This is a genomic window from Citrobacter sp. RHB36-C18 (assembly GCF_013814485.1).
Taxonomy (GTDB): Bacteria; Pseudomonadota; Gammaproteobacteria; order Enterobacterales; family Enterobacteriaceae; genus Citrobacter; species Citrobacter braakii.
The window spans coordinates 2,749,884-2,775,319 of sequence record NZ_CP057125.1; the positions used below are offsets into that span (position 1 = coordinate 2,749,884).

At 49.8% G+C, this 25,436-nt stretch carries 25 protein-coding genes and 4 pseudogenes; 12 read left to right on the plus strand and 17 right to left on the minus strand.

Annotated elements, in window-relative coordinates:
* Nucleotides 1-3: 3 nt before the first annotated feature.
* Nucleotides 4-948: a zinc ABC transporter substrate-binding protein ZnuA gene (gene znuA, locus HVZ52_RS13140; RefSeq protein WP_019076521.1), complete on the minus strand. Its 945-nt coding sequence runs from the start codon at nucleotides 946-948 to the stop codon at nucleotides 4-6.
* A 78-nt stretch (nucleotides 949-1,026) separates the two neighbouring features.
* On the opposite strand from znuA, the gene znuC reads away from it, so the two are divergent.
* From znuC to HVZ52_RS13155, 3 genes and pseudogenes are all read left to right on the plus strand, one after another.
* Nucleotides 1,027-1,782, plus strand: a complete 756-nt coding sequence (gene znuC, locus HVZ52_RS13145; protein WP_016152761.1) for a zinc ABC transporter ATP-binding protein ZnuC — start codon at nucleotides 1,027-1,029, stop codon at nucleotides 1,780-1,782.
* Nucleotides 1,779-2,564, plus strand: coding sequence for a zinc ABC transporter permease subunit ZnuB (gene znuB / locus HVZ52_RS13150; protein ID WP_016152760.1), 786 nt, complete (start codon nucleotides 1,779-1,781; stop codon nucleotides 2,562-2,564). The genes znuC and znuB overlap by 4 nt, the downstream gene beginning before the upstream one ends.
* Before the next feature lie 291 nt (nucleotides 2,565-2,855).
* Nucleotides 2,856-3,119 (plus strand): annotated as a pseudogene (locus HVZ52_RS13155) (SOS response-associated peptidase family protein); the annotation flags it as partial.
* Nucleotides 3,120-3,457: 338 nt separating this feature from the next.
* On the opposite strand, the gene HVZ52_RS13160 reads toward HVZ52_RS13155, so the two are convergent.
* Entirely contained in the window at nucleotides 3,458-3,853 is a 396-nt protein-coding gene (locus HVZ52_RS13160; protein WP_181598330.1) for a YdeI family stress tolerance OB fold protein, read from the minus strand.
* A 140-nt stretch (nucleotides 3,854-3,993) separates the two neighbouring features.
* Here HVZ52_RS13160 and HVZ52_RS13165 point away from each other — a divergent pair, with 140 nt between their 5' ends.
* The 3 genes from HVZ52_RS13165 to HVZ52_RS13175 are packed head-to-tail and all read left to right on the plus strand — an operon-like array spanning nucleotide 3,994 to nucleotide 5,480.
* Entirely contained in the window at nucleotides 3,994-4,497 is a 504-nt protein-coding gene (locus HVZ52_RS13165) for a hypothetical protein (protein ID WP_016152758.1), read from the plus strand.
* A gap of 9 nt (nucleotides 4,498-4,506) precedes the next feature.
* Nucleotides 4,507-4,953 (plus strand): YetF domain-containing protein, encoded by a 447-nt coding sequence (locus HVZ52_RS13170; RefSeq protein WP_075847167.1) that lies wholly within the window; start codon nucleotides 4,507-4,509, stop codon nucleotides 4,951-4,953.
* Between the two features lie 8 nt (nucleotides 4,954-4,961).
* Nucleotides 4,962-5,480, plus strand: coding sequence for a 2-oxo-tetronate isomerase (locus HVZ52_RS13175; protein WP_016152756.1), 519 nt, complete (start codon nucleotides 4,962-4,964; stop codon nucleotides 5,478-5,480).
* Between the two features lie 47 nt (nucleotides 5,481-5,527).
* Here HVZ52_RS13175 and HVZ52_RS13180 read toward each other — a convergent pair whose 3' ends face one another.
* The 3 genes from HVZ52_RS13180 to HVZ52_RS13190 all read right to left on the minus strand — a co-directional run bounded on the left by HVZ52_RS13180 (nucleotide 5,528) and on the right by HVZ52_RS13190 (nucleotide 6,834).
* Nucleotides 5,528-6,034 carry a ferritin-like domain-containing protein gene (locus HVZ52_RS13180; RefSeq protein WP_016152755.1) on the minus strand — a complete coding sequence of 169 codons (507 nt, stop codon included), beginning with the start codon at nucleotides 6,032-6,034 and terminating at the stop codon, nucleotides 5,528-5,530.
* Nucleotides 6,035-6,058: 24 nt separating this feature from the next.
* Nucleotides 6,059-6,556, minus strand: a complete 498-nt coding sequence (locus HVZ52_RS13185) for a ferritin-like domain-containing protein (RefSeq protein WP_181598331.1) — start codon at nucleotides 6,554-6,556, stop codon at nucleotides 6,059-6,061.
* A gap of 92 nt (nucleotides 6,557-6,648) precedes the next feature.
* Entirely contained in the window at nucleotides 6,649-6,834 is a 186-nt protein-coding gene (locus HVZ52_RS13190; RefSeq protein ID WP_016152753.1) for a general stress protein, read from the minus strand.
* Nucleotides 6,835-7,173: 339 nt separating this feature from the next.
* On the opposite strand from HVZ52_RS13190, the gene HVZ52_RS13195 reads away from it, so the two are divergent.
* The 4 genes and pseudogenes from HVZ52_RS13195 to HVZ52_RS13210 all read left to right on the plus strand — a co-directional run.
* Nucleotides 7,174-8,082, plus strand: coding sequence for an SDR family oxidoreductase (locus tag HVZ52_RS13195; protein WP_016152752.1), 909 nt, complete (start codon nucleotides 7,174-7,176; stop codon nucleotides 8,080-8,082).
* Nucleotides 8,083-8,305: 223 nt separating this feature from the next.
* Nucleotides 8,306-8,413: a hypothetical protein gene (locus tag HVZ52_RS23035; protein ID WP_230330203.1), complete on the plus strand. Its 108-nt coding sequence runs from the start codon at nucleotides 8,306-8,308 to the stop codon at nucleotides 8,411-8,413.
* Nucleotides 8,401-8,658, plus strand: coding sequence for a hypothetical protein (locus HVZ52_RS13205; protein WP_016152751.1), 258 nt, complete (start codon nucleotides 8,401-8,403; stop codon nucleotides 8,656-8,658). The genes HVZ52_RS23035 and HVZ52_RS13205 overlap by 13 nt, the downstream gene beginning before the upstream one ends.
* A gap of 537 nt (nucleotides 8,659-9,195) precedes the next feature.
* Nucleotides 9,196-9,291, plus strand: a pseudogene (locus tag HVZ52_RS13210) (SOS response-associated peptidase); the annotation flags it as partial.
* A 114-nt stretch (nucleotides 9,292-9,405) separates the two neighbouring features.
* Here HVZ52_RS13210 and HVZ52_RS13215 read toward each other — a convergent pair.
* Nucleotides 9,406-10,947 (minus strand): EAL domain-containing protein, encoded by a 1,542-nt coding sequence (locus tag HVZ52_RS13215; protein ID WP_153647147.1) that lies wholly within the window; start codon nucleotides 10,945-10,947, stop codon nucleotides 9,406-9,408.
* Between the two features lie 287 nt (nucleotides 10,948-11,234).
* On the opposite strand from HVZ52_RS13215, the pseudogene HVZ52_RS13220 reads away from it, so the two are divergent.
* Nucleotides 11,235-11,354, plus strand: a pseudogene (locus tag HVZ52_RS13220) (DinI-like family protein); the annotation flags it as partial.
* Between the two features lie 147 nt (nucleotides 11,355-11,501).
* Here HVZ52_RS13220 and HVZ52_RS13225 read toward each other — a convergent pair.
* Nucleotides 11,502-11,630: pseudogene (locus HVZ52_RS13225) on the minus strand (helix-turn-helix domain-containing protein); the annotation flags it as partial.
* A 60-nt stretch (nucleotides 11,631-11,690) separates the two neighbouring features.
* Here HVZ52_RS13225 and HVZ52_RS13230 point away from each other — a divergent pair.
* Nucleotides 11,691-11,774: a tail fiber assembly protein gene (locus HVZ52_RS13230; RefSeq protein ID WP_306299935.1), complete on the plus strand. Its 84-nt coding sequence runs from the start codon at nucleotides 11,691-11,693 to the stop codon at nucleotides 11,772-11,774.
* On the opposite strand, the gene HVZ52_RS13235 is transcribed toward HVZ52_RS13230, so the two are convergent.
* The 10 genes from HVZ52_RS13235 to HVZ52_RS13280 form a co-directional block, all read right to left on the minus strand.
* Complete coding sequence (locus HVZ52_RS13235) at nucleotides 11,746-12,327, minus strand: tail fiber assembly protein (RefSeq protein ID WP_075847165.1); 582 nt, start codon at nucleotides 12,325-12,327, stop codon at nucleotides 11,746-11,748. The genes HVZ52_RS13230 and HVZ52_RS13235 overlap by 29 nt on opposite strands.
* Nucleotides 12,327-15,074, minus strand: a complete 2,748-nt coding sequence (locus HVZ52_RS13240; RefSeq protein ID WP_075847163.1) for a prophage tail fiber N-terminal domain-containing protein — start codon at nucleotides 15,072-15,074, stop codon at nucleotides 12,327-12,329. Before HVZ52_RS13240 ends, HVZ52_RS13235 begins: the two co-directional genes overlap by 1 nt.
* 68 nt (nucleotides 15,075-15,142) lie before the next feature.
* Nucleotides 15,143-18,523 carry a host specificity protein J gene (locus HVZ52_RS13245; RefSeq protein ID WP_087050944.1) on the minus strand — a complete coding sequence of 1,127 codons (3,381 nt, stop codon included), beginning with the start codon at nucleotides 18,521-18,523 and terminating at the stop codon, nucleotides 15,143-15,145.
* A 71-nt stretch (nucleotides 18,524-18,594) separates the two neighbouring features.
* Nucleotides 18,595-19,272, minus strand: a complete 678-nt coding sequence (locus HVZ52_RS13250) for a tail assembly protein (protein ID WP_049268765.1) — start codon at nucleotides 19,270-19,272, stop codon at nucleotides 18,595-18,597.
* Nucleotides 19,170-19,904: a C40 family peptidase gene (locus tag HVZ52_RS13255; protein WP_075847159.1), complete on the minus strand. Its 735-nt coding sequence runs from the start codon at nucleotides 19,902-19,904 to the stop codon at nucleotides 19,170-19,172. Before HVZ52_RS13255 ends, HVZ52_RS13250 begins: the two co-directional genes overlap by 103 nt.
* Before the next feature lie 11 nt (nucleotides 19,905-19,915).
* Nucleotides 19,916-20,611: a phage minor tail protein L gene (locus tag HVZ52_RS13260; protein WP_016152743.1), complete on the minus strand. Its 696-nt coding sequence runs from the start codon at nucleotides 20,609-20,611 to the stop codon at nucleotides 19,916-19,918.
* An 8-nt stretch (nucleotides 20,612-20,619) separates the two neighbouring features.
* Nucleotides 20,620-20,919 (minus strand): phage tail protein, encoded by a 300-nt coding sequence (locus HVZ52_RS13265; protein WP_049268767.1) that lies wholly within the window; start codon nucleotides 20,917-20,919, stop codon nucleotides 20,620-20,622.
* 33 nt (nucleotides 20,920-20,952) lie between these two features.
* Nucleotides 20,953-24,255 (minus strand): phage tail tape measure protein, encoded by a 3,303-nt coding sequence (locus HVZ52_RS13270; RefSeq protein ID WP_137366890.1) that lies wholly within the window; start codon nucleotides 24,253-24,255, stop codon nucleotides 20,953-20,955.
* A gap of 250 nt (nucleotides 24,256-24,505) precedes the next feature.
* Nucleotides 24,506-24,868 carry a phage tail protein gene (locus tag HVZ52_RS13275; protein ID WP_075847155.1) on the minus strand — a complete coding sequence of 121 codons (363 nt, stop codon included), beginning with the start codon at nucleotides 24,866-24,868 and terminating at the stop codon, nucleotides 24,506-24,508.
* Nucleotides 24,869-24,930: 62 nt separating this feature from the next.
* Nucleotides 24,931-25,413, minus strand: coding sequence for a hypothetical protein (locus tag HVZ52_RS13280; protein WP_003832379.1), 483 nt, complete (start codon nucleotides 25,411-25,413; stop codon nucleotides 24,931-24,933).
* Nucleotides 25,414-25,436 lie beyond the last annotated feature (23 nt).

The window sequence follows — 25,436 nt, forward strand, 5'->3', positions numbered from 1 at the left end:
TCATTAATCTCCTTTCAGGCAGCTCGCATACTGGTTGGCTAATTGGTTCAAAAACGCTGAATAGCTTGTTTTACCCAGTTTGATATTCGTTCCGAGCGGATCCAACGTTCCCATTCGAACGGATGTCCCTCTCGCGACGGCTTCAACGACCGCTGGCCTGAACTGTGGCTCAGCAAAAACGCAGGTTGCTTTTTGCTCAACCAACTGTGTTCTTATTTCATGTAAACGCTGCGCACCAGGTTGAATCTCAGGGTTCACGGTAAAGTGACCAAGCGGTGTTAGTCCGTAGTGTTTTTCGTAGTAGCCATAGGCGTCATGAAAAACGAAGTAACCTTTTCCCTTGAGCGGCGCGAGCTCGTTACCTACCTGCTTATCGGTTGCGGCTAATTGTGCCTCAAAATCCTTCAGGTTGGCGTCAAGTTTGGCTCGACTTTGCGGCATAAGTTCCACTAATTTTTCATGGATTGCAACCGCTGAGGCCCGTGCTATCTCTGGGGAAAGCCAAAGATGCATGTTGTAATCGCCGTGATGGTGATGCTCGTCACTTTTTTCACTGCCGGCATCATTATGTCCATGATCGTCATCATCGTCGTCAGCACCTTTCATGAGTAACGGTTTCACGTCATTGAGCTGCGCAATCGTTACCTGTTTTGCGTTAGGAATATTCTTGACTGATTTTTCCATAAACGCTTCCATCTCAGGTCCAATCCAAACGACTAAGTCCGCGCCCTGTAAGCGTTTTACGTCTGAAGGACGCAATGAGTAATCGTGTTCGGAAGCCCCGTCAGGCAGCAGAACCTGGGTGTCAGTAACCCCGTCAGCAATGGCTGAAGCGATAAACCCCAGTGGCTTAAGAGAAGCCACGACAGCGGCATTTGCCGACTGTGTTGCACTACCCCAAAGAGCAGCGGATAATGCTGCGAAAAGAAGCGTATTTTTATGTAACATAATGCGACCAATCATCGTAATGAATGTGAGAATTGTGATATTATAACATTCTATAACTTCTGCAAGACTAAAATTGATATGACGACTTTGGTTTCACTGGAAAATGTCTCGGTCTCTTATGGTCAACGCCGCGTCCTCTCTGACGTATCGCTTGAACTTCGACCCGGTAAAATATTGACGCTTCTCGGCCCAAATGGTGCCGGGAAATCTACGCTGGTGCGCGTTGTATTAGGGCTGGTAGAGGCTGATGAGGGAGTTATCAAGCGTAATGGTCGATTGCGGATTGGCTATGTGCCGCAAAAACTGTACCTCGATACTACGCTTCCGCTGACGGTAAGTCGGTTTATGCGCCTGCGTCCCGGCACCAAAAAAGAAGATATCCTTCCGGCACTGAAGCGTGTTCAGGCCGGACATCTGATGAATGCGCCGATGCAAAAACTCTCTGGCGGGGAGACACAACGCGTCCTGTTGGCCCGTGCTTTATTGAATAAACCTCAGCTACTGGTGCTTGATGAGCCAACCCAGGGCGTGGATGTCAATGGGCAGGTCGCACTGTACGATCTTATCGATCAGTTGCGACGTGAACTGGATTGCGCCGTACTGATGGTTTCTCATGACCTGCATCTGGTGATGGCAAAAACCGATGAGGTACTGTGCCTGAACCATCATATTTGTTGTTCTGGTGCGCCGGAAGTGGTTTCCATGCACCCGGAATTCATCTCAATGTTCGGACAACGCGGTGCCGAACAACTCGGAATTTACCGTCATAATCATAATCACCGCCACGATTTACAGGGTCGTATCGTCTTACGCCGGGGAAATGGTCACTCATGATTGAATTGTTATTACCCGGTTGGTTAGCCGGGATCATGCTGGCCTGTGCCGCTGGCCCGCTCGGCTCGTTTGTGGTCTGGCGTCGAATGTCTTATTTCGGTGATACGCTGGCCCACGCTTCGCTACTGGGGGTCGCCTTTGGCCTGCTGCTGGATGTAAACCCTTTCTATGCGGTCATCGTCGTCACCTTGTTGCTGGCAGGCGGTCTGGTATGGCTGGAAAAACGCCCCCACCTCGCAATCGATACTTTATTGGGCATTATGGCCCACAGTGCGCTGTCATTAGGGCTGGTTGTCGTCAGCCTGATGTCTAACATCCGTGTGGATCTGATGGCCTACCTGTTTGGTGATTTGCTCGCCGTGACGCCAGAAGATCTTATTTCCATCGCCATTGGGGTGGTTATCGTTCTGGCGATTTTGTTCTGGCAGTGGCGCAACCTGCTGTCGATGACCATCAGTCCGGATCTGGCATTTGTGGATGGCGTGAAGCTGCAACGCGTTAAGCTTCTGCTGATGCTGGTCACAGCATTAACTATTGGCGTGGCGATGAAATTTGTCGGAGCGTTAATTATCACCTCTCTGCTTATTATCCCTGCGGCAACCGCCCGTCGCTTTGCCCGTACGCCAGAACAAATGGCAGGGGTTGCCGTTGGTGTGGGAATGATAGCGGTTACAGGCGGGCTGACCTTCTCGGCCTTCTATGACACCCCGGCAGGTCCTTCCGTGGTGCTGTGTGCTGCGCTGCTGTTTATCTTCAGCATGATGAAAAAACAGGCGAGCTAATGCGTATTTTAGCCGGATGGAGGCTATCACCTTATCCGGCTTTTTATTTCATGAACGAAATGGCTCCCTTCCCGCGGTTTATTAAATGTTTATCCCCACAGCCACATAATCAGCGTTAGACTATAAAATTGATTTTGTAAATTTAGCAATTACAGTCAATTACCATAAAATCAATCAGTTAATGAAAAATCGCCTTGGACAATTTCGGGCAATGTGAGTCATTTCATCGCCCCAAATCATGCCCCGAACTGATTTTTGCCCCCAAATTTGCCCCCAAAAATTAACAATCGATGGTGGTCTAAGCTGCCGCTAATTTATGCACGTTCTGAAACTGCAACCATCAGCAGAATGTTTAAACCACTCTGGCAGCATGGCCGTGTAATTTGCTTAGCTGATGGCTGGTAAGAATGGAAAAAGGAAGACGACAAGAAACAGCCTTGCTTTATTCATCGGGCCGATGGTGCCGTACCGGCTGATAAATTTATACGACACGCGGTGACGCGTGCCGTTGGAAATGTGAAAAATCAGGGGCCCCAGTTAGCTCAACCAATGTGACGCAGCATTACATTGCCAAATTCATAGCTACCATTTGATATAATTGAAATTATCATGCTTTCTACTTTCAAAAACAGCCAGTGGCTACCTTTTACAACTCATTGATTATCTAAACTTTGATTTTAGTTTTGGGGAAGAGTTTTCGCCAAGAATCCAAGTTTTTCGGCGGCACATTCAACGCGCTACCACTATTGGCAAACCTCGATGATAAAGCTTTTACTGCCGCTGAAGTCCGCTATGAGCGATAAGCAGACCTTAGGATAGTTCTTCTGGTATGCCATACCACGCTTCCAGCATGGGTTACTCTGCGTCGGGAAATTTGCAGAGCAGTAGTAATGTTACTTTTGTATTCTGTTAACGCGAACCACAGGAGGTTGCGTTTTGGTGTCAAGACTGCCGTTAATACTGATCATTTGATCGGGATTTACCGTGCGACCGTCAAAGACAGAAAGTGGAATCAGTGTATAAATACTGCCGGTTTTGTCACGAAAAACAAATTTATCTCCACCTTGACCATCAATCAGATTCCCGCGCAGGGAGATGGTTGCACCATCATGCATACTTTTGGCTTGTTGAACCGTCATGATTCGCGCATCTTCTGTACCCCGGTACCCCTCATCCAGAGCGTGTGGTGGTGGCGGCGCAGTATCTTTTTTCAGTCCACCATTGTCATCGTCAGCGAAAACTGTCGGGATTAAAAAACAATATATTAATGGTATCACGTATAATTTCATTCCGTCCTTACCTCAGTAACAACTTGACTTATTAAGTCTGGTTGCTATTCCTTAATCTGGCAAACTGGAACTGTCTTAAAAAGTAATATCGTTACAAATCATCTAACTGGCGAGATACAAGCAAAACAGAGAGGTCAAACATGCCCAGAAAAAAACAGACAGTCCCCGGCATTGAAGAAAGTCATTACTTTCTGAATTTTGAGTCGAAATTTCATAAGGTTGGATTCGCTGTTTTACTCATTATTATTTCCCTGGCGGTATTAGGTGTTTTTTCGGATGGTTATTTCAGTAATGCCGTGAGTAAGAATACTACCGGAGAAGTGACACTGGATTTTGAGCGATTTGGTCGTTTGCAGACAGAGTTTAAATTAAAGATCTCGACTACAGGTCAACATTCTGAGGGGAACATTTATCGTATTGGTGGAGATTTCAATGCTTTCTATGAAACAGAAAATATCTGGCCTCTACCTGACAGAATGTACAGCAAGGGAGATGATCTGTACCTCGTGTATAATGCCAATAAAAAACAAGAAAATATATCAATCTGGTTACTTGTTACACCAGTAAAACCCGGAAGCGCCATGAGTGTGATCCAGTTAAATTCCGGCCCTGAAATTCGTTTCAGTCAGTTTATTTATCCATAGGAGATCATTATGGAAATGGTGCTGAGAGCCTTAGCAATTTATCTTATTTTACTCGTCGTATTTAAGATTGTTGGACGCCGCGCATTATTACAAATGACCAGTTTCGACCTGATTTTATTATTGATTATTAGTGAAGCCACACAACAGGCATTACTTGGCAATGATTTTTCCATAACAGGGGCGATGCTCACCATTGTCACTTTGGTAGTGATCGATATATTTTTCGGATTCATTAAAAAACAGATGAGCGGCGCTGAATCTGCTCTTGATGGCTCACCGGTGATTCTGCTGGACCACGGCGAACCGTTAATGGAGAAAATGAAAATGGTTGATGTCTCTCTCGATGATATTCTGGTGGCTGCACGCCAGAGTCAGGGCATTACGGAACCAGGGAAAATTAAGTATGCAATCCTTGAGCGTAATGGCCATATTTCAGTCATTCCTGATGAGGATTAAGGGGGGAAATGAAAAAATCAGCGTACAACAAAACCAAAACCACTGGCGAGTTAACAAAACAGATCGCGAATACGTTCATTGACAGCGGATTATCCTTAACCACAGCTGAATCTTGCACGGGTGGACGTCTGGCTGCTGCGCTCTGCGCAGAGGCAGATACCGCCGCGTTTTATGATATTGGCATCATTACCTTTAGCAACAGTGCAAAACAGAAAATGCTTGGTGTGCAGGCCAGTACGCTGGAGAAATATACCGCTGTAAGTGAACAGACGGTGATAGAAATGTCTGAAGGCGCCCGGGTACGCGCCGGAACAGATATCAGTATTGCCATTAGCGGCTATGCGGGGCCTGACGGCGGAGAGGATGGTACTCCCGCGGGTACAATCTGGTTTGCGTGGAATTTCCGCGGGCAGATAGTAACAAAACGAACCATTTTCTCCGGCAGTTGTCAGGATGTCATTGAAAAAGCGATCTGTTATAGCCTTGAGGTTTTAGTGGAAGAAGTTTCAGCCTGGCAACGGCACTGACTGTGGTTTGTCAGTGCATGCATTGCCAGAAATAGTCTGAAAAGAACTTATTTTTTCGCTTCGACGCCGTTTGCATCAGATCTCAAAAGGAACTGCGCCGTCGTGTTCGGGAGATGCTTAAGAAGCCAGTCAGCCATATCGAGTTCTTCCGCCAGAATTGACTTTATGGCAGGTATGGACGCGGTGTCACCCGCTTTCTCAGCAGCAACCAGGAGCGAGGTATAACAAGCTATTTCAAATTGTTCAAATACATAGCCGCTGATCGCTCCCTTTACAATTTCATCAGAGGGTAACATGCCTCCAATCGACTGGCCAAACGCGGCCATTTTACTCATCGAGTCTTTTAGTACAGAACGCGAGATATCATTTCGCTTAAGAATCTCTTCCAGCACGGTAATCTGTCGTTTTGTCTCGGTCAGGTGTTGCTCTATTCTGGCACGTAAATCAGGATAATTATCGATACGGCCTGCCATTGATTCCAGCATGGATTCCGCTTGCTTTTCCATCGCATGCGCATCCCGTAGCCAATCATGGTAATGCTCAATATAATTCATCGTGATTTCCTCGAGTCAGTAATTTTATTTTTTCTCGGCCTTTTTATTGATATTGCCTACCGCAAGGTCGGTGAGTTTCAGGTCGGTATCTTTTTCTTCCTTAAGTGTTTCCGCGAGAAGTTTCACCGCTTTTTTATAACCCAGTTGTTCCGCTAGGGTGGCCAGAGTGCCGTAACTGGCTATCTCATAGTGCTCTACTTTCTGTGCCGCAGCGATTAACGCCGCATCGCGAACTTCATTTTTTTCAGTGCCTTCTATGGCCTCATTAGCTTCTTCAATCAGTCCTTCCATAGCCACGCATTTGATACGTTTAAGCTTAATTTCCGGCTCTTGTTCAAGGATTTGGTCTATACGCTCTATTTGCCCCCGAGTTTCTTCCAGGTGTGCATTAAAAACCGCACTGAGTTTTTCATTTGACGCCGCTCTGGCAAGTTTAGCCAACCCGCGCGTTAATTGTTTTTCAGCACTATAGGTGTCTGAAAGCAGGTGAATAAATACATCTTCAATAGTTTTCATATTCATATGGATTCCTTCAGGGCTAGAGAAATACTGCGAGTCTAATCCAGACCCGCAGGACACTCTTTTTTATTAAAAGATGAGACTGAAACTAATAATCAGGAATTGTCAGACTTACGGCCACCACTGTGACTGTTCTGCCCGCCTTTCTTACCGGCTTCAGATGCACGTTGCGGATCATTTTTGAAGTTTCCCCCGCTGTGCTGACCACCTTTGCGGCCTGCTTCAGATGCTTTATCTCGGTTTTCAGCGAAATTACCGGAACCACCACGATGCTCTGCCATATATCACCTCATATATCGGTTATGCCAGTCAGATACAAAAGTGTATTTCGTACCCGTCGTTGTTCAGTGCTTAACGTTAGCGGTAATCCTGACTTAGTCAAATTTAATTCCGGCATCCACCATTTTTCCACCTTTATTTTTCAATACATTACAAATCTCTCGCTTGGCTTATTTTAAGGCTAACATGATATTAAAGACACGCTAACTCACCGACCACGCACAAAAAAATAAAAAATATTAAAACCAGGATTAATCTGATACGGAAATTATTAAGATACAAGCTGTGAATTTTGATCTACGCTTATTAGCTCTTCCAAGTAAATATAGAGAGGTGATGGAATGGCGGATAAATATAATGAGAAACAGGATACGAATATGACAAATTCAGAACGTTTTCCTGTTCCACCTTTTCCACACCAAAGACAACCTTTTCCGGGACTTGCCGGAAAAATGCAACCACGTCCGGATCATGGTGAAGAAAGTTATCAGGGAAGCGGTCGCCTTACTGACCGAAAAGTGTTAATTACCGGAGGTGATTCAGGAATTGGACGAGCAGTCGCAATTGCTTTTGCACGTGAAGGCGCGGATGTGGCAATCAACTACCTGCCTGATGAAGAAGAGGACGCTCGTGAGGTCGTCGATCTAATTCAGAAAGCAGGAAGAAAAGCCGTGGCACTCCCTGGTGATATCCGTGAAGAGACATTTTGCCAGCAATTGATTAGTCAGGTGGTTAAGACCTTAGGTGGGCTCGATATCCTGGTCAATAACGCGGGTCGCCAGCAATTCTGTGAGTCGATTGAGGAACTTACAACTGATGCCTTTGATGCAACATTCAAGACCAATGTCTACTCGTTATTCTGGATTACTAAAGCGGCACTCCAACATTTATCCCCTGGTAGCGTGATTATAAACACCTCATCAGTTCAAGCCTACGAGCCCAGCGAGATCCTACTGGATTATGCTCAGACCAAAGCGGCTATCGTAGCTTTTACAAAATCGCTGGCAAAACAACTGGCACCGAAAGGGATCCGGGTAAATGCCGTTGCCCCCGGTCCCTACTGGACGGTTCTTCAATGCTGTGGCGGCCAACCACAGGAGAAAATTGAGCAGTTTGGTGCTAATTCACCACTTGGTCGACCTGGTCAGCCTTCGGAAATTGCACCACTATATGTCACCCTGGCTTCCCCAGAGAACAGCTATACGTCCGGGCAGGTCTGGTGTTCTGACGGCGGGACCGGGACGTTATAACGAGTGATTGCACGAGATGAATAACGGGAGAACTAATGATGAAAGCAATGACTTATCATAGCCGTCTTCATGCCCGCAACCACACACTACCTTAACCCGGTATATAAACGCCGTAAGATATTGTTATTCGTGTAACGTAAAGTGCTATCTGTGGTTCGGGCCCCGCATACTTATCGGGGTAAACCCCAGTGCACTTCATGGTGACATCTTTGGCCATGAGTTTATGACAGAGGCCGTTGAGACAAAACCGGAAGTGACAGCGGCCAGTATTGGCGATCGTGTGGTAATACCCTTCTTCCCAGACACCCAGGAGATTAAATGGCTGACTTAAATGAACGCGTTGAAATCCTTGAGAGAAATCTAGACGATCTGAGACTCGACCTTCACGCATCAAAGATTGCTATTAGCGTTTTATCTACTGTGATAAACAGCATGAGTGCTGAACCTGGAGTACTTGAAAGATCTTATGATCAAGCCAAAAGTTCTGGTCCTCTTGTAAAATTCAATCATCCAGTAGAGGAAGGTTATGAGGATAAACTTACGGAGAGAATATTAAATATACTCTCGTCTACCTAAAACAAGCTTAACTAATCCAAAACTACCCCAGAGGATAAGCGGAATATCCTCTTAGGGTGAACGCATTCCGGACTTCCCCAGCCGGGGACAAACCGACCATAGCGGTGGGGTTCAGATATGCGCAATAATCCCTTCAATGAAAAATCTGAGCACAATAGTTACGTACGAACTGTCTGCTCATGGCACATAGCAGCCCTTAAGCGGTAACTCGCCATCATGGGGTGTCGGGGGGGCGGAGGTTCAAATCCTCTCGCGCCGACCAAAAATCCTTTAATAACCAGCCTGTTACGGCTGTTTTTTTATGTCTGTTTTCTGAAAGGGGAAGCTTCGGGGAATTACTGGGAAAAAGTCCGTCAAATGTTGTCTATTAATCGCTCTCGAACACAATGATTAAGGCCCCCTTCACTTTCGGAATTCATCAATTCACAAAGAAATCATTCCGATTTATTTTACAAGCTCCGTTTAAATCTTTAACGGTGCGCACCACTTTTTCTTACTGCCCAATACTTTTAGTCTGACATATGGCTGGAGGTTTCTATGTGTGGACGCTTTTCACAGTCAATGACACGAGAGGACTATCTTGCCCTGCTCGCTGAAGAAGGTGAACGCGACATTCCATACAATTTTGAGCCAACTAGCTGATTGAATGCGGCAAGATATCAAAATCCTTCTGCAGCTAAATTTATATAGCTCGCGGTTACGCGTGTTATATAGAATGTGAAAACAATGAAAATAAAGTAATAACTATTAAGGCAAATTGGCATCCTCGACTAATTTTGTCAATTTATCTATAGATAACGGCTTTGAGTAATACCATCCCTGTACACCGCACTCAGGGAACATTTCAGTTAAATAATTAACCTGAGTTGATGTTTCCACACCTTCGAATACGACCTTATGAGTTATATCTTTAAAAATCTCTACCAATCCTGATAATAAATTATTACTTATAGAGTATTCATCGATAGAGTCTGTAATTGATTTATCAATTTTAATTTCATCTATTTGTAAACTTGACAGCCAGTTTAAATTTGAATAGCCCGTCCCGAAATCATCAATGGCTATTGAAATACCTTTATCATTAAATAAAGAAATTACCTTTTGGAGTGAATTTAGATCCGCACTCTGTCTTTCTGTTAATTCCATCATTATCATTCCGGGCTTTATATTTAATTCATCGATCATCTGAAACACTTTTCTTTGAAAAGATTCAGACAAAAGGTCTTGTGAACTAACATTAATGCTTATAAAGACATTAAATTTTTCAGAAAGGGACCTAGCTTCTTTTACTACCATTCGAAATACAAGATTACTTACATCTTGAATTAAATTATGTCTCTCTGCAATAGGGATAAAAATATCAGGAGGAATGCTACCAATATCATGGTCATCCCATCTAATTAGTGCCTCTACACCAATAACCATACCGGTTTTTATTTTATAAATAGGTTGATATACAAGATATAATGATTCATTTCTTATGGCATTTTTTAATCTTGATACTAATGATTGTTTGCGTGCAACCTTTTGATTATAAACAACACCTAAAAGAACACCTGTTACAATAGATGTAAATGCAATCAACAATATCATTAACCAATTATCGAAACTCACCCACGGAAATTTAACTCCTCCCATGACACAGATGTCATGTTTTCCATTACAACTTTGCGTAGTAATAAGTCCTAACTGATAGGATTTATCATGTTTAGCCTCCTCAAGCAGATCGACCAGTTCACCAAACCTAAACAAATGAAGAGAATGATCTCTATTGCCGACAATTGCTGAAAATCCTTTCTCTTCATGGTCTGTAGCAAATCTGTTAAAAGCAAATGGTGAAATCGTTATAGCTAATTTTTGGTTGCTTAGTAAATCAGCTTTAACATTATTTTCCAACAACACGCCAAAAAACCACGTCAAGTTATCCTTTTCAACTTTTCTATCGTATATGTTGAGTAATAATGGTGCTGGCAACTTTCCCCACAACGCAGTACAAGTAATTGCCCCATTAGAAATAAATGATATATCCTTTATAAGTGCATAAGGCCATAGAGCGATTCTTACAGCATGAAGCTGTAGTTCACTACAGGGACTATAAGCATCAAACATCTCATAACCATCATTTATTTCATCAATCTGTTGAATGAGACTAACACTTCTATTCAATACTCGTTCTGTATATGAACCGATACGCTCCTTATATATATAATAAGTAGAAATCTCAGTTAACGACAAAAACAGCAAAAATGAAAATGTGATTGATATCACATAGGGCTTAAGTGTAGTCAATTTGTAGTTCTTTATCACACAAACCTCTTAATATATCCTAACCCTTTGTGACAACATACATTCCACTATCAATATACAATGTTGAACATACAATTAAAATAGATTATCGGCAACAATAGTTGTTTCTTTATACTTTCCATTAGAAACTGACATCATACTATAGTACAAAACTATATAAGTGAGATTTATGTCTCCATTTCAATCAAGTACATGTCTCCCTACATGTACAAACATCGTGAACATGATAGCATTCAAGGGGGCTGAGTATGATGAGGGAGCGTTCTTCCCCCGATGCTGGTGTTCGGGTAAAACCGCTCATGACACTGCCGGCGATCAACACTGACGCCAGCAAGTATGGGAAGGAACAGATTAGCTGTACTGTTCAGGAAATGTTTGAAGAGGCTGATTGTGGCTGGTTTCAGATTAAACGCCTTGAACCATCATATTGCTTAAGTACAATCCGCCGTGACTGGCAATCATTCAATACTCGCACTATCGAACGTTCGCCAGTTCGCCGCCGCCCGTTCTCGCATACGACGACGCGTGGCGTCTTCTCAACACCGCGCAGGTAATTTTTTGTATAGCGTCGACACCCCTACATCATAAATTATAGCCAAACGTTTTCTTGACTCACCTGCAGCAATCAACCTTCCAGCCTGAGCCCACTCTTCTGCGGTTAACTTTAGTCCTCTTGCACAAAAGACATCGATATATCAGCCAGCGAGGAAACAGAACTGGCGGCGTTGCGAAGCTATCGAACTGAGTTACGTCGCATCGATTTGTCTTCCGCCCCTGATATTAACTGGCCTGAATATTCGGTTGAGTAGGCCATTCTGGATTTGAGGTATCTACCCGGTTAAGCAAGACACGGTATTTCTTCCACTCCAGTAAAAGTGCGGTTTCAACCTTCGTTGCCATGCCCAGATCAACAGCATCCTGTAAGGGGGCTATAGCGGATGTTGCGACCGCCAGAAGATTTATTTTTTCCTGTTCGGCCAGCATCAGAAGATGTTTATTTTCCGCATCGGTATCGTGGACCCACTGTGCTCCATCCCACTTAACAAAATGGCCTTCCGGCGCGACGGAAACAACATCGTCAGGTAACTTACCTAACTGGTCAATCGTGGTAGCTTTCCCGGTTTGAATGTCGTAGACAATTTTCCCGCGATGGTCCTCAACCAGTGACCATTTTTCTGACTTAAGATTAAATACAGCGACAAAACCGGCCTTCGCTGGCGGCGGAGAAATATTGGTACTGTAAGCAGGTAATCCGGTATTAGCAGGGATAAACCCTTCACATTTCCCAATATATTCATTTGTATCTGCACGAAGATTGTAGAGAGTAATAGTCCGATTTTCTCCGGTCATTTCAAAAGTCATCAGGCAAGCCTCACAATATAGTTAAACGCAATATTTTTGACAGTGTTTTCCGCGTTACCAGTAGCGTTAACAGTGACGGAGTGTCCGTGTGAACCAATAGCAATGGAGTGTGCATGAGCGCCAATTGCAACAGAGTGCGCATGGTTACCCGTAGTGTTTGTGACGCCAGACCAGGTTCTGGAAGCGTTAAAGTTTACAGGAACACCATAAGTAAAATTAGAACCTGTAAAACTTTTAGCCGCTGTAGAGCCACCAAGTGTAAATGTTCCACTTGCTGTATAGAAGCTACTATTATCACTTCTGAAGTAACCGAGAGTACCAGTAATTTCCATAGTACCTCTGTTGTGGTTATGGTCACCGGTAGTGTTTGAAGTCTTAGTGCCGTAATCAAACGATGATGTGGTTTTAGTTCCCAAATCCGTACTGGATGCGCTGGCTCCGTGGGTATGCGATATAACACCATCCTGTTCATATGAAAGTGCCGCACGACCGTTCGGTTTACCCTTAATCGTCTGGCCTCGCATATCCGGGATAACACCCGATGGATACGCAATCGCAAGCAATGGATAGGCTGCTTTATCGAAAGGTTGCCCCTGCATTAAAGCATACCCTTGCGGAGTTGTATCAGACGGCCAGGGAATAGGTGCGCCGACCGGAAAAGAATCATCAGGTACCCAGGGAGTCCATGCCTGCGTTGAATGCTTGCTACGTGTATAACTGCGGGATGAATTGTACACGCGGTAAATCTGTGTCACTCCGGCGCTTCTCAGTACCATCAGAGAACCTGCATTATTCTCCGGGTAATTCAGTGCCGTACTGGTATTAACATTCATATCCTGAGCATACAGCCCCGGCGTCTGGAAATTGTCCAGATTTTGGTCTGCACCAATCATCAAGACTTGCCCGTTAAAAATATCCTGTGAGGTGATGTAAATATCATCTGTAAGCGCTTTTTCGTTTACTCTGCGCGTTGAAGGCACCGCGCCAGCTGCTAAATTTATCGTTTCTACCAAACCAAGGTATGTGATAATTTCATTTATTGAGTTTTTAGCAATCAACCCACGCCCGGTCGTCGTCAGATCCGTCAACATCAACGTATTTTTACTGCTAAAAAATGGCAATTTACTTCCGGAGGTAGACAGCCCGGACAGCGACGTCAGTATTTCATTTAGCGGCTGTTTACCCGCTAACGCATTGAGCATCGTGGTTGCAAAATTAGGATCATTTCCTAATGCCTGCGCTAACTCAGCCAGCGTATCCAGAGCTTCAGGGGATGAGCCAACTAATGCAGCAACCGCAGCCTGAACGTACTCGGTATTCGCAATCTGTTTGTTACTGACACTTAATGGCGGCGTGGGGGCAGTTGGAGTCCCTGTCAGATCCGGACTGTCCAGTGGGGCCTTCTGGTTTGCCAGGTCTTTGACTTTTTTAACGGCTTTCGGTGTCGCTGCATAGGCTTCACTGTCGCTGTCGTCATCGCTGCTTAACTGCACAAGCCCTTTCTGCGTGGTGCTGGCGTCTCCTGGCTTCAGACTTTCAGCAATATCCCTCGCTTCATCACGGTATCCCTGTGAGGCTACTGCCGCGCTTTCAGCGCCAGCCATTGCGGCTTCGGCGCGCTGAGTATCATCAGCTACAGCAGCTTTCAGTTGCTCCGAAACCTTGCCTGCGGCTTTCTCCGCAGCGTCTGTCGCCGCTGTTTCAGCGGCCTCCACTGCCTCGTTCCGGGAAGTCAGCGCCTCATCTCTGGCCTGTTCTGCACGGGTGACACTCTCAGCGGCTGCATTTTTCTGTTTCTCAGCCTTTTCGGCTGACTGCAGGGCTGATGCATCACTGGAAGATGCCGATTCTGCACTGGCTGATGCCGCAGCCTCTGATTTAGCAGCCTTTTCGCTGTACTCCCTGGCATGCTGTTCACTTAGCACTGCAGCTGCCGCGCTGTTATCACCCTGTTCTGCCGCCTGCGTGGCCGTAAGGGCGCTTTCACGCGCTGAAATTTCAGATGCGGCTGCATTACCGGCATGTTCACCCGCTGTTTGTGCTGCTGCAGCAGCACTTCCGGCACTTCCTGCTGCTGACTGTGCCGAAACTCCCGCTTCCTCCTGCGCTTTCTGTACCGTATCGGCGGCGATTTTTGCCTGTCCGGCCTGCTCCGTCGCTGTCTGTGCAGACTTTGCCGCACTGTCCGCATCCGCTGCACAGGCCAGAACGTCCTGCGCGGTCTGTCGGGCATTATCATCAGCAGAGCGGGCAGACACATCAGCAGCATCTGCAGAGCGTGCTGCCTGCTTCTGTGACTCTGCTGCAGCCGTTGCAGAAAGGGCTGCCGAATCCTTACTTTGTTCCGCTGACTGTGCGGCCTGTTCGGCGCGTTCCCGATCCTTTTCTGTTGCACCGCTCAAATCCACTACACGGTTTACCATTTCTTCAAAGCGTTTCATCACCCCCGGGCGCAGATCTGCATCTTTTGGTGCATCGAGAAACGCATTCAGGGTATCCGGCGCATCAGTCGGGGCCACGTAAATGTCGCCAGCCACAGAGGGCGGAAACCCTTCCCGCATCAGTGACACACTGTAATAACCCGGTTCAGCCTCAATGCTGTAGTGGCCGTTCGCGTCTGTAACAGTGGATGAAATCACCTCCACAACAACGGTCGGGCTGGTTTTCTTCGCATTCAGCTGAATAGTGCAACCCTGTACCGGTTTCCCCGCCCCGTCTTTAAATACGCCAGAAATTTGTACTGACATATGTCATTACCTCTTGTTTTCAGCAATAAAAAAGCGCCCATTCAGGCGCTCGTTTCTGGATTCAGGTATCAGTAAATGCTGATCCCCGTGCTGTTCTTCTTCACCACCATGACCAGCAGGTTGCTGATATCAGCCCAGGCCCCGCCGCCATACCCCCTGGATGAAACCGTGAAGCTCAGCGTCACATTTCCACCTCCGGCTGGCATATCAAGAACCCTGCTGAATGATCTCGCTGTAATCGCGGGTTCTGCGTTGTATATCTCTCTGCCGTTGTGCTTCACCACAAGCCCACAGTCTGTCCATATCTCGTTGCTTGTCTCTGATTTTGCCTTTCCTCCTGCAAAGGTGATGGGGGGAATGATTATCTGCCTGTCAAAATGGTGGTCATCCTGTATCTGAACCGTGAGGGTCCCATTCGGGTAATTAGCGCTTCCGGGGAAAGCCCGCCCGACGGCTTTAACGATATCGCCGACAATATTCTCTGCCCGCATTGTCCCGTTAATGGTGCAGTTTTCCGCTATCGTCACATTATTGAGGGTGCCGGAATTCGCGCTGATATTACCGCTGATATCCGCATTACGGGCAGTCAGCCTGCCGTCAGGCGTCAGCATAAAGGTCGGCGGGTTCCCGCCACTGGTGATGCTCGGGGCCGTCAGATATTTGAGGAACACCTCGTTCATAAATATCTGGTTGCCCTGCGCCACAAACATCGGAGTTTCATTGCCGTTCGCCGGGTTGATAAACGCGATACGGTCAGCCGCCACCAGGAACTGGCTCAGCTTACCTTCTTCCGTATCCTCCATGCTCAGGCCCAGACCAGCCACATAGTGCTTCCCGTCTTCGGTCTGTTCTATCTTCACGCCCCACATGGCATTCCACTTGCCGTTCGCGTCCTGCCACTCTTCCGAAAACTGATCCAGCCGGCTGGCGTTGTCTTCTGTCAGTTCCACCTTCTCCAGCAGTTCTTTGCCGAGGTGGCTTTCGGTGATTTCCCCTTTGAAGAAGTCCAGATAGCCCGCCGCATCGTTGCTGGCCTGGCCTTTAGCCTCCACGAACGCCGATTTCCCGACCTGGTTCACGGCACGGATATAGAAGTAATAGTCTTTACCTGGTTTGATACTCGCGTTTGCCGCAATCCAGTACAGCGCCGTGCCGAGATAACGCGCATCGCTTTCCACCTGGCGGATATCGGTTATCTGCGTATCCGTAAACCAGAATTCATACTGCACCGTGGGGTCATATACCGCCTGACGCGGGGTGGCGGTTATCTGGAAATAGCCGGGAATCAGCTCAACATAAGACGGTACAGCCGGCGCGGCGATACTGAAATCTGTGCTGGCAGGCTCACCCTGCTGGCCCTGGGTGTTCACCGCCCGCACCGTCAGGGTGTAGCGCCCCGGCGTCAGGTTGCGGAAGGTGTGCTCCGTTTCGGTCAGGGTCAGGCTGCTGGCCAGGCGGTCGCTGTTATCTTCCGCTTTCACCGTCAGGCGCAGGAAGAAGTTAACGCCTTTCACCACGCGCGGCGTGTCCCAGCGCGCCCGCGCCTGATACTGCCCGTCCTCTGCCAGAATCTCCGTGGTGAGATGCTGCACAGCGGGTGGTGTGTTCGTGACACCTGTGCCGGGCAACGGGTCAAACTTCGCACCGTTGTCCACGATGCTCTCTTTCTCCGGAACATGCTGCACGGCGGTGATGGCATACGTCCCGTCATCATTCTCCCGTATGGCCACGCAGCGAAACAGGCGCTGGCGCAGGTCCGGCAGTTTCAGCCCCCACACGCTGTACGCCGCCACGCCATCGGGTAACTGGCTGACGGTCACGCGGTCCGGGGCCGGATGTGCAGTGACCGCGACGGTAACAGGCTGGCCATCGCTGCCCACCAGGTTCAGCACCACATTGCCGCCTGGCGGTATTTCCACCTCGCGGTCCAGGGTGAGCGTACGGGACAGGCTGTCGACCGACAGAACGCGTCCGCCCACGGTCACGCCGGCATAATCACTGTCGCAGACCTCAATGATATCGCCGGGAACATGTCGCAGTCCTTCGGCCCCCACGGAAAAATCCACCGTCTGCGTTTCCAGCAATTCGGTGGTGATGGCCCACAGTCCGGCGCGGTGCGCCTGCCCCCGGCTGGTACAGGCGAACGCGTCCATCTTCAGGACGTTGCGACCGTAGCGCCGGATGGCAGCGTCGTTTTCCACCAGTTCGGTGGACGTTTCCCAGCCGTTGTTCGGGTCGGTGTAACGGACCTCGGCGGCATTATGGCGCTCTTTCAGGGCGCTGAAGCTGTAGATGAACGGCGCACCGTCAGCGGGCATCACCACATTACTCTGCGTATAGGTCCAGACTTTATCGGCGGGCCGGTCCTGTACAAAGGTCAGGGTATTGCCGTTCCAGACCGGCATGCAGCGCATCAGGGAACAGAAGTCCCCCAGCACGTCCCACGCTTTACGCTGGTCCGTCAGATACGCATTGCAGGTGATACGCGGCTCTGTCCCGCCAAAACCGTCTGGAACAAGCCGATCGCAGTACTGTGCAATGGCATACAGCGCCCACTTGTCCACATCGGCAACACCGATGCGGCTTCCCATGCCATAGCGCGGGTGGGTCAGCATATCCAGCACACACCAGGCCGGATTATCTGTCCAGGCGGGTTTAAACGTCCCGTCCCACAGCCCGGAATACGTCCGTTTTACCGGATCATAATTCGACGGCACCTGTACGATGCGCCCGCGCAGGAGATAGTTTCGCGTGACCTGTTGGCTGCCAAACTGCTCCGCGTCCACTTTTACCCCGATAACGGCGGTATTCGGATAGAGTTGTTTTACATCAATGATTTCGGTATAGCCCGACCACACCGTTTTGTTCTGCAGCAGGTCTGTCGTACTGTCATCAGTGATACGTTGCATGCGGACTTCAAACGGCCGGGGCGGCAAATCATCGATCACCACAGATGCCAGAAACTGCGTGGTTGTTTTACCTGTAATGGTGATATCCCGTTCCGTTCGCCACAGCCCGTCCCGGCGAAACTGGATCAGCATCTGTACGCTGGTCGGGTTGCGGTCGCCTTTGGTACTGGTACTGACCAGAGACTGCACACCAAAGGTAAAACGCAGACGGTCCACCGTTTTAGCGGTAATGGTGCGGGTCACCGGCTCTGACTTCTTCACCTCCACACCCAGCAGGGTTTCAGCACCGGAGTCTTCGAATCCCTCCATCGCGGTCTGCTCATCCTCCCCCACGCGGTAAACCACGGTGACACCGTGAACCATCGCATTACCGTCGCTGTCGAGGACCGGCGTTTTGTTAATTCTGACACTTTTCAGCCCGTCCACCGGACCTTCAATCGGCCCCTCGCAGATGGCATCAACAACGGTCAGCATCTGGCTGGATTTCAGGTCGTCAGGAGCCTCATGAGGCGTTTTACTGCTGCCACCACCCTTCCCCATAATCTGTTCCCTCTGAAACGACAAAACCGCCCGAAGGCGGTTCTGTTTTAATATAAATATGCTGCAGTAAATCAGCGACCGATGATCACCACCTGCCCGCCGCCGCCCTCATCCCGTGTGCTTATTTCCTGGGAGATCGTGCGGGAGCCGACCAGCATTTCACCGTACAACACCGGCAGGGCATTCCCCTGCGCCACCATGTTGTCCAGTGACGAAAAATAAGTGTTCTGTTTGCCGTTATCGGTCTGCCGGGACGAGGGGATTTTTGCCTGCGGCGTCAGCATCTGCGCCACACCACCCAGCATCATGGCTGCCCCCATAGAAAACAGAACTGAGGATACCGAAATACCACCGGCAGATAACGCAGCCCCCCAGGCTGCCATTGAAGCGCCTGCCGTAAAAAAGGACGCGCCTATTGCCACAGCACCCAGCACGACCTGAAACAGGCCACCGGATTTTGCCCCTGCCATACGCGGGACAATATGAATAATGGCCCCGTCCGGCAGCGGTTCATGCAGACGGGCTGACACGCTGGTTTCATCCACATCCTGACCGGCGATGCGTATCTGATACCAGCCATCATTCATTTTCTGCCGGAAGCCCGGAACCTGTATGGCCAGCGCGTAAATGGCCTCGGCCCCCGTTTTTATACTGAGGCTGAAGCGGCGGCCAAATCGTTGTAAATCCCCGTGAAGGCAGAGTCGTGCCATGCCCGGTGTCGCCATATCGAGTGTGTGCGGCGTTGCCATTTTTCAGAATACCTCTCGCGTTTACTGAGCTGGTCAGGAATATGGTGCAGCAGTTCGCCGTCGCCGCAGTAAATCGCGGCATGGTTGGCAACTGATGAACCAAAACAACAAATCAGAATGTCTCCGGGCTGTGCCTCTTCAGCATTCACCCGATAAAAACCTGTCGCCTCCAGATTATCCAGATACAGATTCTCGCCCTGCTTCCACCAGTCCTCCCCCCGCGCAAAATCCGGCATCTCAATACCCGCCAGATGGTACGCATCTCGGAACAGGGTGTAACAGTCCGTCCCCCCGTGCTCAAATGCCCGCCCGGTGAGGAATGGCATGCAGCGAAATTTGTATATCCGGTCATCGCAGACCAGCCACCACGGCAGGCCACTTTGCACCTGCAGGCGGCGATCAACATCGCTGAGAAACGGCTGGCCATCGGGATGGCTGTGTACCAGGGCCACCACATCGCCTGCCGCCTGCGCCTGAAGGTAATCTGCCGGATCCATGCGGAAATACAGAGTCGGTTCAGCGGAAAGATTCTGGCAGGGAAAATACCGCTCCCCTGCGGGCGTGTTCACCACCCAGCCACACGATTCAGCCGGCGCGCATGCTGCAGCATGCGCCAGGAGTGTTTTTTTCATGGGTGTATCCATCAGGAAAGACGGTTAATGGAGAGGAAACAGCCGATGCGCGGCAGGTTATTACGCAGCTCGCAGCCGGTACGGCATTTGCTGCAGGCATCTTTTGCAGGGTCTGTCGTGGGTTTATCAAACTCGTCCGCCACAGGTGGCCCGACATAGCCACACTCCTGCGAACGGTAGGTCCAGTTGCAGACATCAGCCAGCATGATCCGCGACGGATACACGCTACCGTCCGTTTCGGTCGGTGTGGCCAGCACGAAGGTCGCCGTGGTGGCTTTCAGCTCCGACAGTTGTTCAATCACCCAGCGGCTGACCACTTCCTGTTCCGGATCAGCCTCCGGATTGCCGCCTGTAAAGTTCACCGCATCGAGAAAACGGGCGTATACCACGCGCCTTACCACCGTGGCCCCGACGAGGCTCTGCACATCCTCCGCGAGTCCCGTGACCATGCCAAACAGGTTCGACACCGCCAGCGTCGGTCGGGAAGACGTCCCTTTCCCTACCAGATCAAATCCGGTTCCCTGTATCGGGTAAACGTCATACTTCCTGCCCTGCCAGGTGACCGGCTCTCCCTTCTCGTTTAGTTCATTTGAAAAGTAGTAACGCTGGCCACCAAAGGCCGTCAGGTCGATTACCCACAAGTCAATGCGGGCAGACTGCTCGGTTTTCGTGGTTTCGTTGAGGGTGTTCTGAGGAATATCCTGCATAAGGATCCTTAAGCAATAACCTGCTCAAATTTACAGCTGAAATCAGAATACGTGACGTTGTCCGTAACAGACCATTCCCGGCAGACAACTTTAATCGTGCGGTTGTATTTTGGCGGTCGCCACAGAAAGGCTTTATATCCCCCGTGCTCGACCAGAAACGCTTCAAGTGCGGTGCGGGAATTGTCCGACGTTGTCCGGAAAACAGGCTGGAAGTTAATTAACTGATGGTTGAGTCCGGTCGGGCGACGTTGCTCATAGCCATCCCCAAATTTTATGGTTGTCACTGAAGGGGAAACAGAAGACGGCATCCCCTCCCTGGGTGCCCAATGAAAGGTTTTCACTTATCCTCCCGCCAGCATGCCGCCATCGCGGCCCTGAGTTCTCAGGATGCTCATGACGCGCGTATCGATCATTCTGACCAGCATCTGCGATGCCTGCGGCCCTATCTCCCCGTTTTGTCCGTCATTCTGGATGGCAATGTGATACACAGGTGAATAAGTAATCCACCCATTCATACCACCACCAGAGGAACCCGGGTCACCCAGCGCCCTGACGCCCAGCGTACCGTCAGGCGTTTTAGCAAGGGGCATAATGGCTTCCGGACCAGCTTCACCAAACACACCTGCCCCCTTTGCAAAAGCAAACAGGGTCGGGCTGTCATAGATGCCGTTACTGTAGGCACTTAATGAAGGTGAGTCATAAACACCGCCCTTCGCATTAAAACTAAAACTGCTGCCAAAACTGCTGATGGCCGTGCCGGTACTCGCGGTGGCTGCACCACCCAAAAGACTGCCGCCGATACCCATAATGGATTTCAGAATGGTGTTAGTAATCAGCGCCTGCGCTGCCATATCGACAAGGTTTTTAATCACCGACTGTGTCAGGGAGGAAAATAACCCAATCATCCCGTCCCGGAGTGTCTGTGTACCGTTCAGCATCCCGGTCAGCATGTTGGAGGTTCGCTCCTGGGTGGTTTCCATCAGGCCAATGGCGAGGCTGTTCAGGTTTCCCTGCGACTTATAAAGCTCCACCGCCGTCTGGTACTGCGCATCAGCGGAATCCTTGTCAGCCTTTTGCTTCAGCAGTTCGTACTGTTCTTTATTGATAACATCGTTCTGATAAAAAGCCTGCAGCAAAGACTGACGCTCGGCCAGTTGATTGCGCAGTTCTGCCAGCGGATCAACCGTGCCGGCGATATCAATCAGAGGGGCAGACATTGCCGCTGCCTGTGCCTGTAACAGTTCGCGGGCTGTACTTTGTGCCAGCGTGATTCTGGCCGTCTGGTATTCCTTTTCATCCAGAAGACGGGCATCCAGGAGCGACTTCAGCTCCTGGCTCGCTTCGCGCTCTTTTGTCAGAGAGGCTCTGGCCGGCGCATACTGTTCTGCCAGTTCGAGGCGCTGTTTCTGATAATTTTCAGCATTCAGTAGCAACGTCTTCTGAATATCAGCCTCGCTGGCCCCGTCAGCGCGGGCGGCTTCAAGGAGTTTTCTGGCGCTTTCCTGCTCCTGCAGGTTGATTCGTCCGAGACTTGAGGCATGCGCCGCTTCGATTTCACGCCGCAGTTGCTCATAATGGTTAACCTTCGCCTTTTGCCCCTTACCAGTATCCCCGCCTTCCCCGGTCCAGGGGGTATCGGGTTTATCGCTCCCTGTTTCATTCCTTGGTTTATCCGGCTTCGGCGAGGGATCGGTTTTCCCTGATTTAGCCTGCTCTATGGCCTCTTTGACAATTTTTTGCCGTTCCTTGAGGAGTTTTAACCCTTGTTCAACGGCATCCAGATCCCCTTTGTAGCGGGTTTTATCGTTCTGTACGCCTTTAAGCTGTCCGAACGGGTCGAAGCCGCTCAATCCATCGATACGGCTGTCCGCATCCTGAATTTCCTTAATCAGTTTATTTCGCTGAATAACCTGATTCTCAAACTGTTCATCAATATCCAGCTGTTTCACGTTGAGCTGGTTAAGCGACAGTTTTTTTAGTTCTTCATTCGTTTCAACGACAGCATTTTTCAGGTCAATCGCTGACTGACGGGCATTCTTCGCCTGATTATGGAAATAGAGCAACGCCGAACCTGCCAGCATCGCCGCTCCCACCGGACCGCCAACAAGTGCCAGCGCCCCTCTTGCCATACCTACTGCTGCAGAGGCTGCGCGGGCTGAAACGGAAAGCTGTTTATTGGCAGCATTCAGCTGGCTCTTTGCCTGGGTGGAGAGCAGTGTCTGCTCGGTTTCCTGCCGGATTAAGCGATTAAACTCACTCTGATAACTGACGTTAAGGCCAAATTGTCTGGCACTTTTCTCCATTTCCCGATAACGCCCGAATTCTGCGTTATTCTGTGCCAGCGTGGCGGCGGTACTTTCCAGCGTTTTTCGCGCCATATCGGCCTGCGCCATCGCGCTGGCCCTGACTGCCTGCTGCTGCTCCACCCAGGCACCGATGTTGCCCCTGATACCTGCCGTCAGTTTTGTCGCCAGAACAGGAATCAGCGTATACAGCGCAACGTTGGCGACCGTATTAAAATTATCCGTCAGGCCATTAATGGCATCGGTAACGGTCTGAACACCACTGCGCAGCGGGCCGTTTCCGCTCTGTCCCACCTTAATAATCAGACCTTCAAAAGCCGAAGTCAGGCTGAGAAGATCGCCGTTGAGGTTATTTACCCTGATTTCGGCCTGCTCATGTGCGGTCTGTGTACCGGTCAGGGCGGCGGTCAGCGACTCCACCTTCTCGCGGTTCTGCACCAGGATGGATGCCGCGCTGAGGTTTTCCACCCCGAACAGCTTCACGGCCTGCTTTGTTGACTGGTTTTTCCCGGCCAGGTTCTCCAGTGCCTGACTCAGCCCGACAACAGAAGGCTTCAGGGTTTTATCGGTTCCCTTCTCCAGATTCAGGATCACGTTACGCAGCGCGGTTCCGGCCTCGCCGCCTTTAACCTCACGCTCCGCCAGTACCTGTATGGCGGCATTGAGGGTTTCAAAACCTACGCCAGCCTGTGCCGCTGCCACCCCGCCATTTTTAATAGCAGCAGCAGTATCGGCTATCTCCGACGAACCAAATTTCGCGCCGGCAGCCAGCACATTGATATACCGGTCGGCTTCACTGGCTCCCGCCCCAAACTGGTTTAACGACAGCGCCAGCGTTCGGGTGGCATCCGGAAGCGTGGTCCCTGCCGCCTGGGCCAGCGTTAACGCGCTTTTGGTCGCCGCCGTCAGCCCCGCAGAGGTACTCAGCAGTTCAGGCTTTGCCGAAGCCATCAGCTTAATGGCCTCGGCAGCCTGCGATGCGCTGTATTCCGTTGTGCGGCCCATTTCCTGCGCTGCCTGATCGTACAGTTTCATCTGCGCACTGGTGGCACCGGTGATGGCCTGCAAATCCGACAGGGACTGGCTGTACTGCCGCGTAGTGTTAATAATGGTGCCCAGCGATAAACCCGCCCCGGCAAAACCTGCCAGCCTGCCAGCCAGCCCTGATACCGAAGCAGAAACACGCTTATAGGCATCCTCCGTCTTTTTCGCATCAGCCTGGGCATTGCGGTTAAACTGGCGTGACTGACTCTCAGCGCTGCCGTAGGCGCTCATCAGCTGCGATTTAAAGTTCGCTGCATTCAGATGCAGCCCAACGGCAAGAGAGGCAACGTCACCCATTACATTAATACCTTCATAACTGCCGCACACTGCGCATCCAGACTCGGATTCACGGCGGCGGTGGGGGATTTAACAGGGGGCGGATTACTGTCAGGCTCTTCCCGGCAAGGCTTTTTGAAAATGCCCTGTTTGAGGAAGAAAGCCCGCCAGTGGAAAAGCGTGTCAGCCGGAAGCGCCGCAATTTTTGACGGGTCAGGCTCGCCCCAGCGGTCGGCCAGCCAGAAAATCAGCTCCAGCCAGGGCGAGTCACTCAGTTTTTTTCGGCGGTTTCCAGCTTACCGATGGCGTGCTTTTTCACTTTGTCGATGGCATCCAGAAGCACAACGTTATCGTGTGCCGCCAGCAGCTCCTTCGCCGTGGGTTTGTCTTTGGCTTTAATCGGCGAGCCGTCAGGCTGAACCAGGCTGTCGATAACAATCTGTACGCTCAGCTCAGACGCCAGGCGGGCATTGCCAGAGGTCTGCGCCTCGATGAGTGCATCTTCATGATCAATAAGCTCAGCCGCCGTCAGCCGACGCAGGTAAACCTTTGTGCCTAAAATTTCAGTTTCAGTAGGCGTGGATTTCGTTTTGAGCAGTGCATTTTTCAGTGCGGAGAGGCTAAATTCAGACATGGTGTATCCTGTTTTTCAGACGAAAAAAAACCGCCCGGAGGCGGTGTATATCGGGAAACAGATTACGCTCCGGCATCTGGTGCCGGCGCGGCGATCCCCCATTTAATGTTGTTTTGCTTACCCTGCACCGTAATCTGGATAACTTCACTGGCAGGCGCTGTGATTTCGTTCATCTGCCAGCCTGAAAGCGCAAGGATCATTGAAGCCGTTCTTTTGTTCGGCAGCTCAATATAAAACTGAACGGTCTTACGCTGTTCTGCAGCATTGAGGAACGCGGTGAAATCTTCGTTTTCCGGGTCGTCAATGAATCCCAGCGATTTCTCCGGCCCTTCCGGCAGGTCTGACACCGACTGCTTACTCTTGTCCAGCAGGGTGGTACAGTCGACAAATCCTCCCGTCTGACCTGTCGCGCCCAGTGCCTTACAGTTAATCAGGGGTTTGAGCGCCGCCACAGCGGCCCCCACCTCGCCGAACTTCACCACCGTCCCGGCAGGAAGCATTGCGTACTCAGGGGATGATTTTGGCGTGTTATTTTCATCAGCCATAATGATTCTCTCTTAAATAGTGG

What these genes read in the sequence shown, in the direction of transcription:
- HVZ52_RS13165 (WP_016152758.1), top strand. Translation starts at nt 3,994, where the DNA reads ATGCCCAGAAAAAAACAGACAGTCCCCGGCATTGAAGAAAGTCATTAC.
- HVZ52_RS13245 (WP_087050944.1), bottom strand. Translation starts at nt 18,523, where the DNA reads ATGGGGAAGGGTGGTGGCAGCAGTAAAACGCCTCATGAGGCTCCTGAC.
- HVZ52_RS13180 (WP_016152755.1), bottom strand. Translation starts at nt 6,034, where the DNA reads ATGAATTATATTGAGCATTACCATGATTGGCTACGGGATGCGCATGCG.
- HVZ52_RS13205 (WP_016152751.1), top strand. Translation starts at nt 8,401, where the DNA reads ATGGCTGACTTAAATGAACGCGTTGAAATCCTTGAGAGAAATCTAGAC.
- HVZ52_RS13280 (WP_003832379.1), bottom strand. Translation starts at nt 25,413, where the DNA reads ATGGCTGATGAAAATAACACGCCAAAATCATCCCCTGAGTACGCAATG.
- HVZ52_RS13175 (WP_016152756.1), top strand. Translation starts at nt 4,962, where the DNA reads ATGAAAAAATCAGCGTACAACAAAACCAAAACCACTGGCGAGTTAACA.
- znuB (WP_016152760.1), top strand. Translation starts at nt 1,779, where the DNA reads ATGATTGAATTGTTATTACCCGGTTGGTTAGCCGGGATCATGCTGGCC.
- znuC (WP_016152761.1), top strand. Translation starts at nt 1,027, where the DNA reads ATGACGACTTTGGTTTCACTGGAAAATGTCTCGGTCTCTTATGGTCAA.
- HVZ52_RS13270 (WP_137366890.1), bottom strand. Translation starts at nt 24,255, where the DNA reads ATGGGTGACGTTGCCTCTCTTGCCGTTGGGCTGCATCTGAATGCAGCG.
- HVZ52_RS13195 (WP_016152752.1), top strand. Translation starts at nt 7,174, where the DNA reads ATGGCGGATAAATATAATGAGAAACAGGATACGAATATGACAAATTCA.
- HVZ52_RS13255 (WP_075847159.1), bottom strand. Translation starts at nt 19,904, where the DNA reads ATGAAAAAAACACTCCTGGCGCATGCTGCAGCATGCGCGCCGGCTGAA.
- HVZ52_RS13190 (WP_016152753.1), bottom strand. Translation starts at nt 6,834, where the DNA reads ATGGCAGAGCATCGTGGTGGTTCCGGTAATTTCGCTGAAAACCGAGAT.
- HVZ52_RS13260 (WP_016152743.1), bottom strand. Translation starts at nt 20,611, where the DNA reads ATGCAGGATATTCCTCAGAACACCCTCAACGAAACCACGAAAACCGAG.
- HVZ52_RS23035 (WP_230330203.1), top strand. Translation starts at nt 8,306, where the DNA reads ATGACAGAGGCCGTTGAGACAAAACCGGAAGTGACAGCGGCCAGTATT.
- HVZ52_RS13160 (WP_181598330.1), bottom strand. Translation starts at nt 3,853, where the DNA reads ATGAAATTATACGTGATACCATTAATATATTGTTTTTTAATCCCGACA.
- HVZ52_RS13185 (WP_181598331.1), bottom strand. Translation starts at nt 6,556, where the DNA reads ATGAATATGAAAACTATTGAAGATGTATTTATTCACCTGCTTTCAGAC.
- HVZ52_RS13275 (WP_075847155.1), bottom strand. Translation starts at nt 24,868, where the DNA reads ATGTCTGAATTTAGCCTCTCCGCACTGAAAAATGCACTGCTCAAAACG.
- HVZ52_RS13240 (WP_075847163.1), bottom strand. Translation starts at nt 15,074, where the DNA reads ATGTCAGTACAAATTTCTGGCGTATTTAAAGACGGGGCGGGGAAACCG.
- HVZ52_RS13265 (WP_049268767.1), bottom strand. Translation starts at nt 20,919, where the DNA reads ATGCCGTCTTCTGTTTCCCCTTCAGTGACAACCATAAAATTTGGGGAT.
- HVZ52_RS13235 (WP_075847165.1), bottom strand. Translation starts at nt 12,327, where the DNA reads ATGACTTTTGAAATGACCGGAGAAAATCGGACTATTACTCTCTACAAT.
- znuA (WP_019076521.1), bottom strand. Translation starts at nt 948, where the DNA reads ATGTTACATAAAAATACGCTTCTTTTCGCAGCATTATCCGCTGCTCTT.
- HVZ52_RS13170 (WP_075847167.1), top strand. Translation starts at nt 4,507, where the DNA reads ATGGAAATGGTGCTGAGAGCCTTAGCAATTTATCTTATTTTACTCGTC.
- HVZ52_RS13250 (WP_049268765.1), bottom strand. Translation starts at nt 19,272, where the DNA reads ATGGCAACGCCGCACACACTCGATATGGCGACACCGGGCATGGCACGA.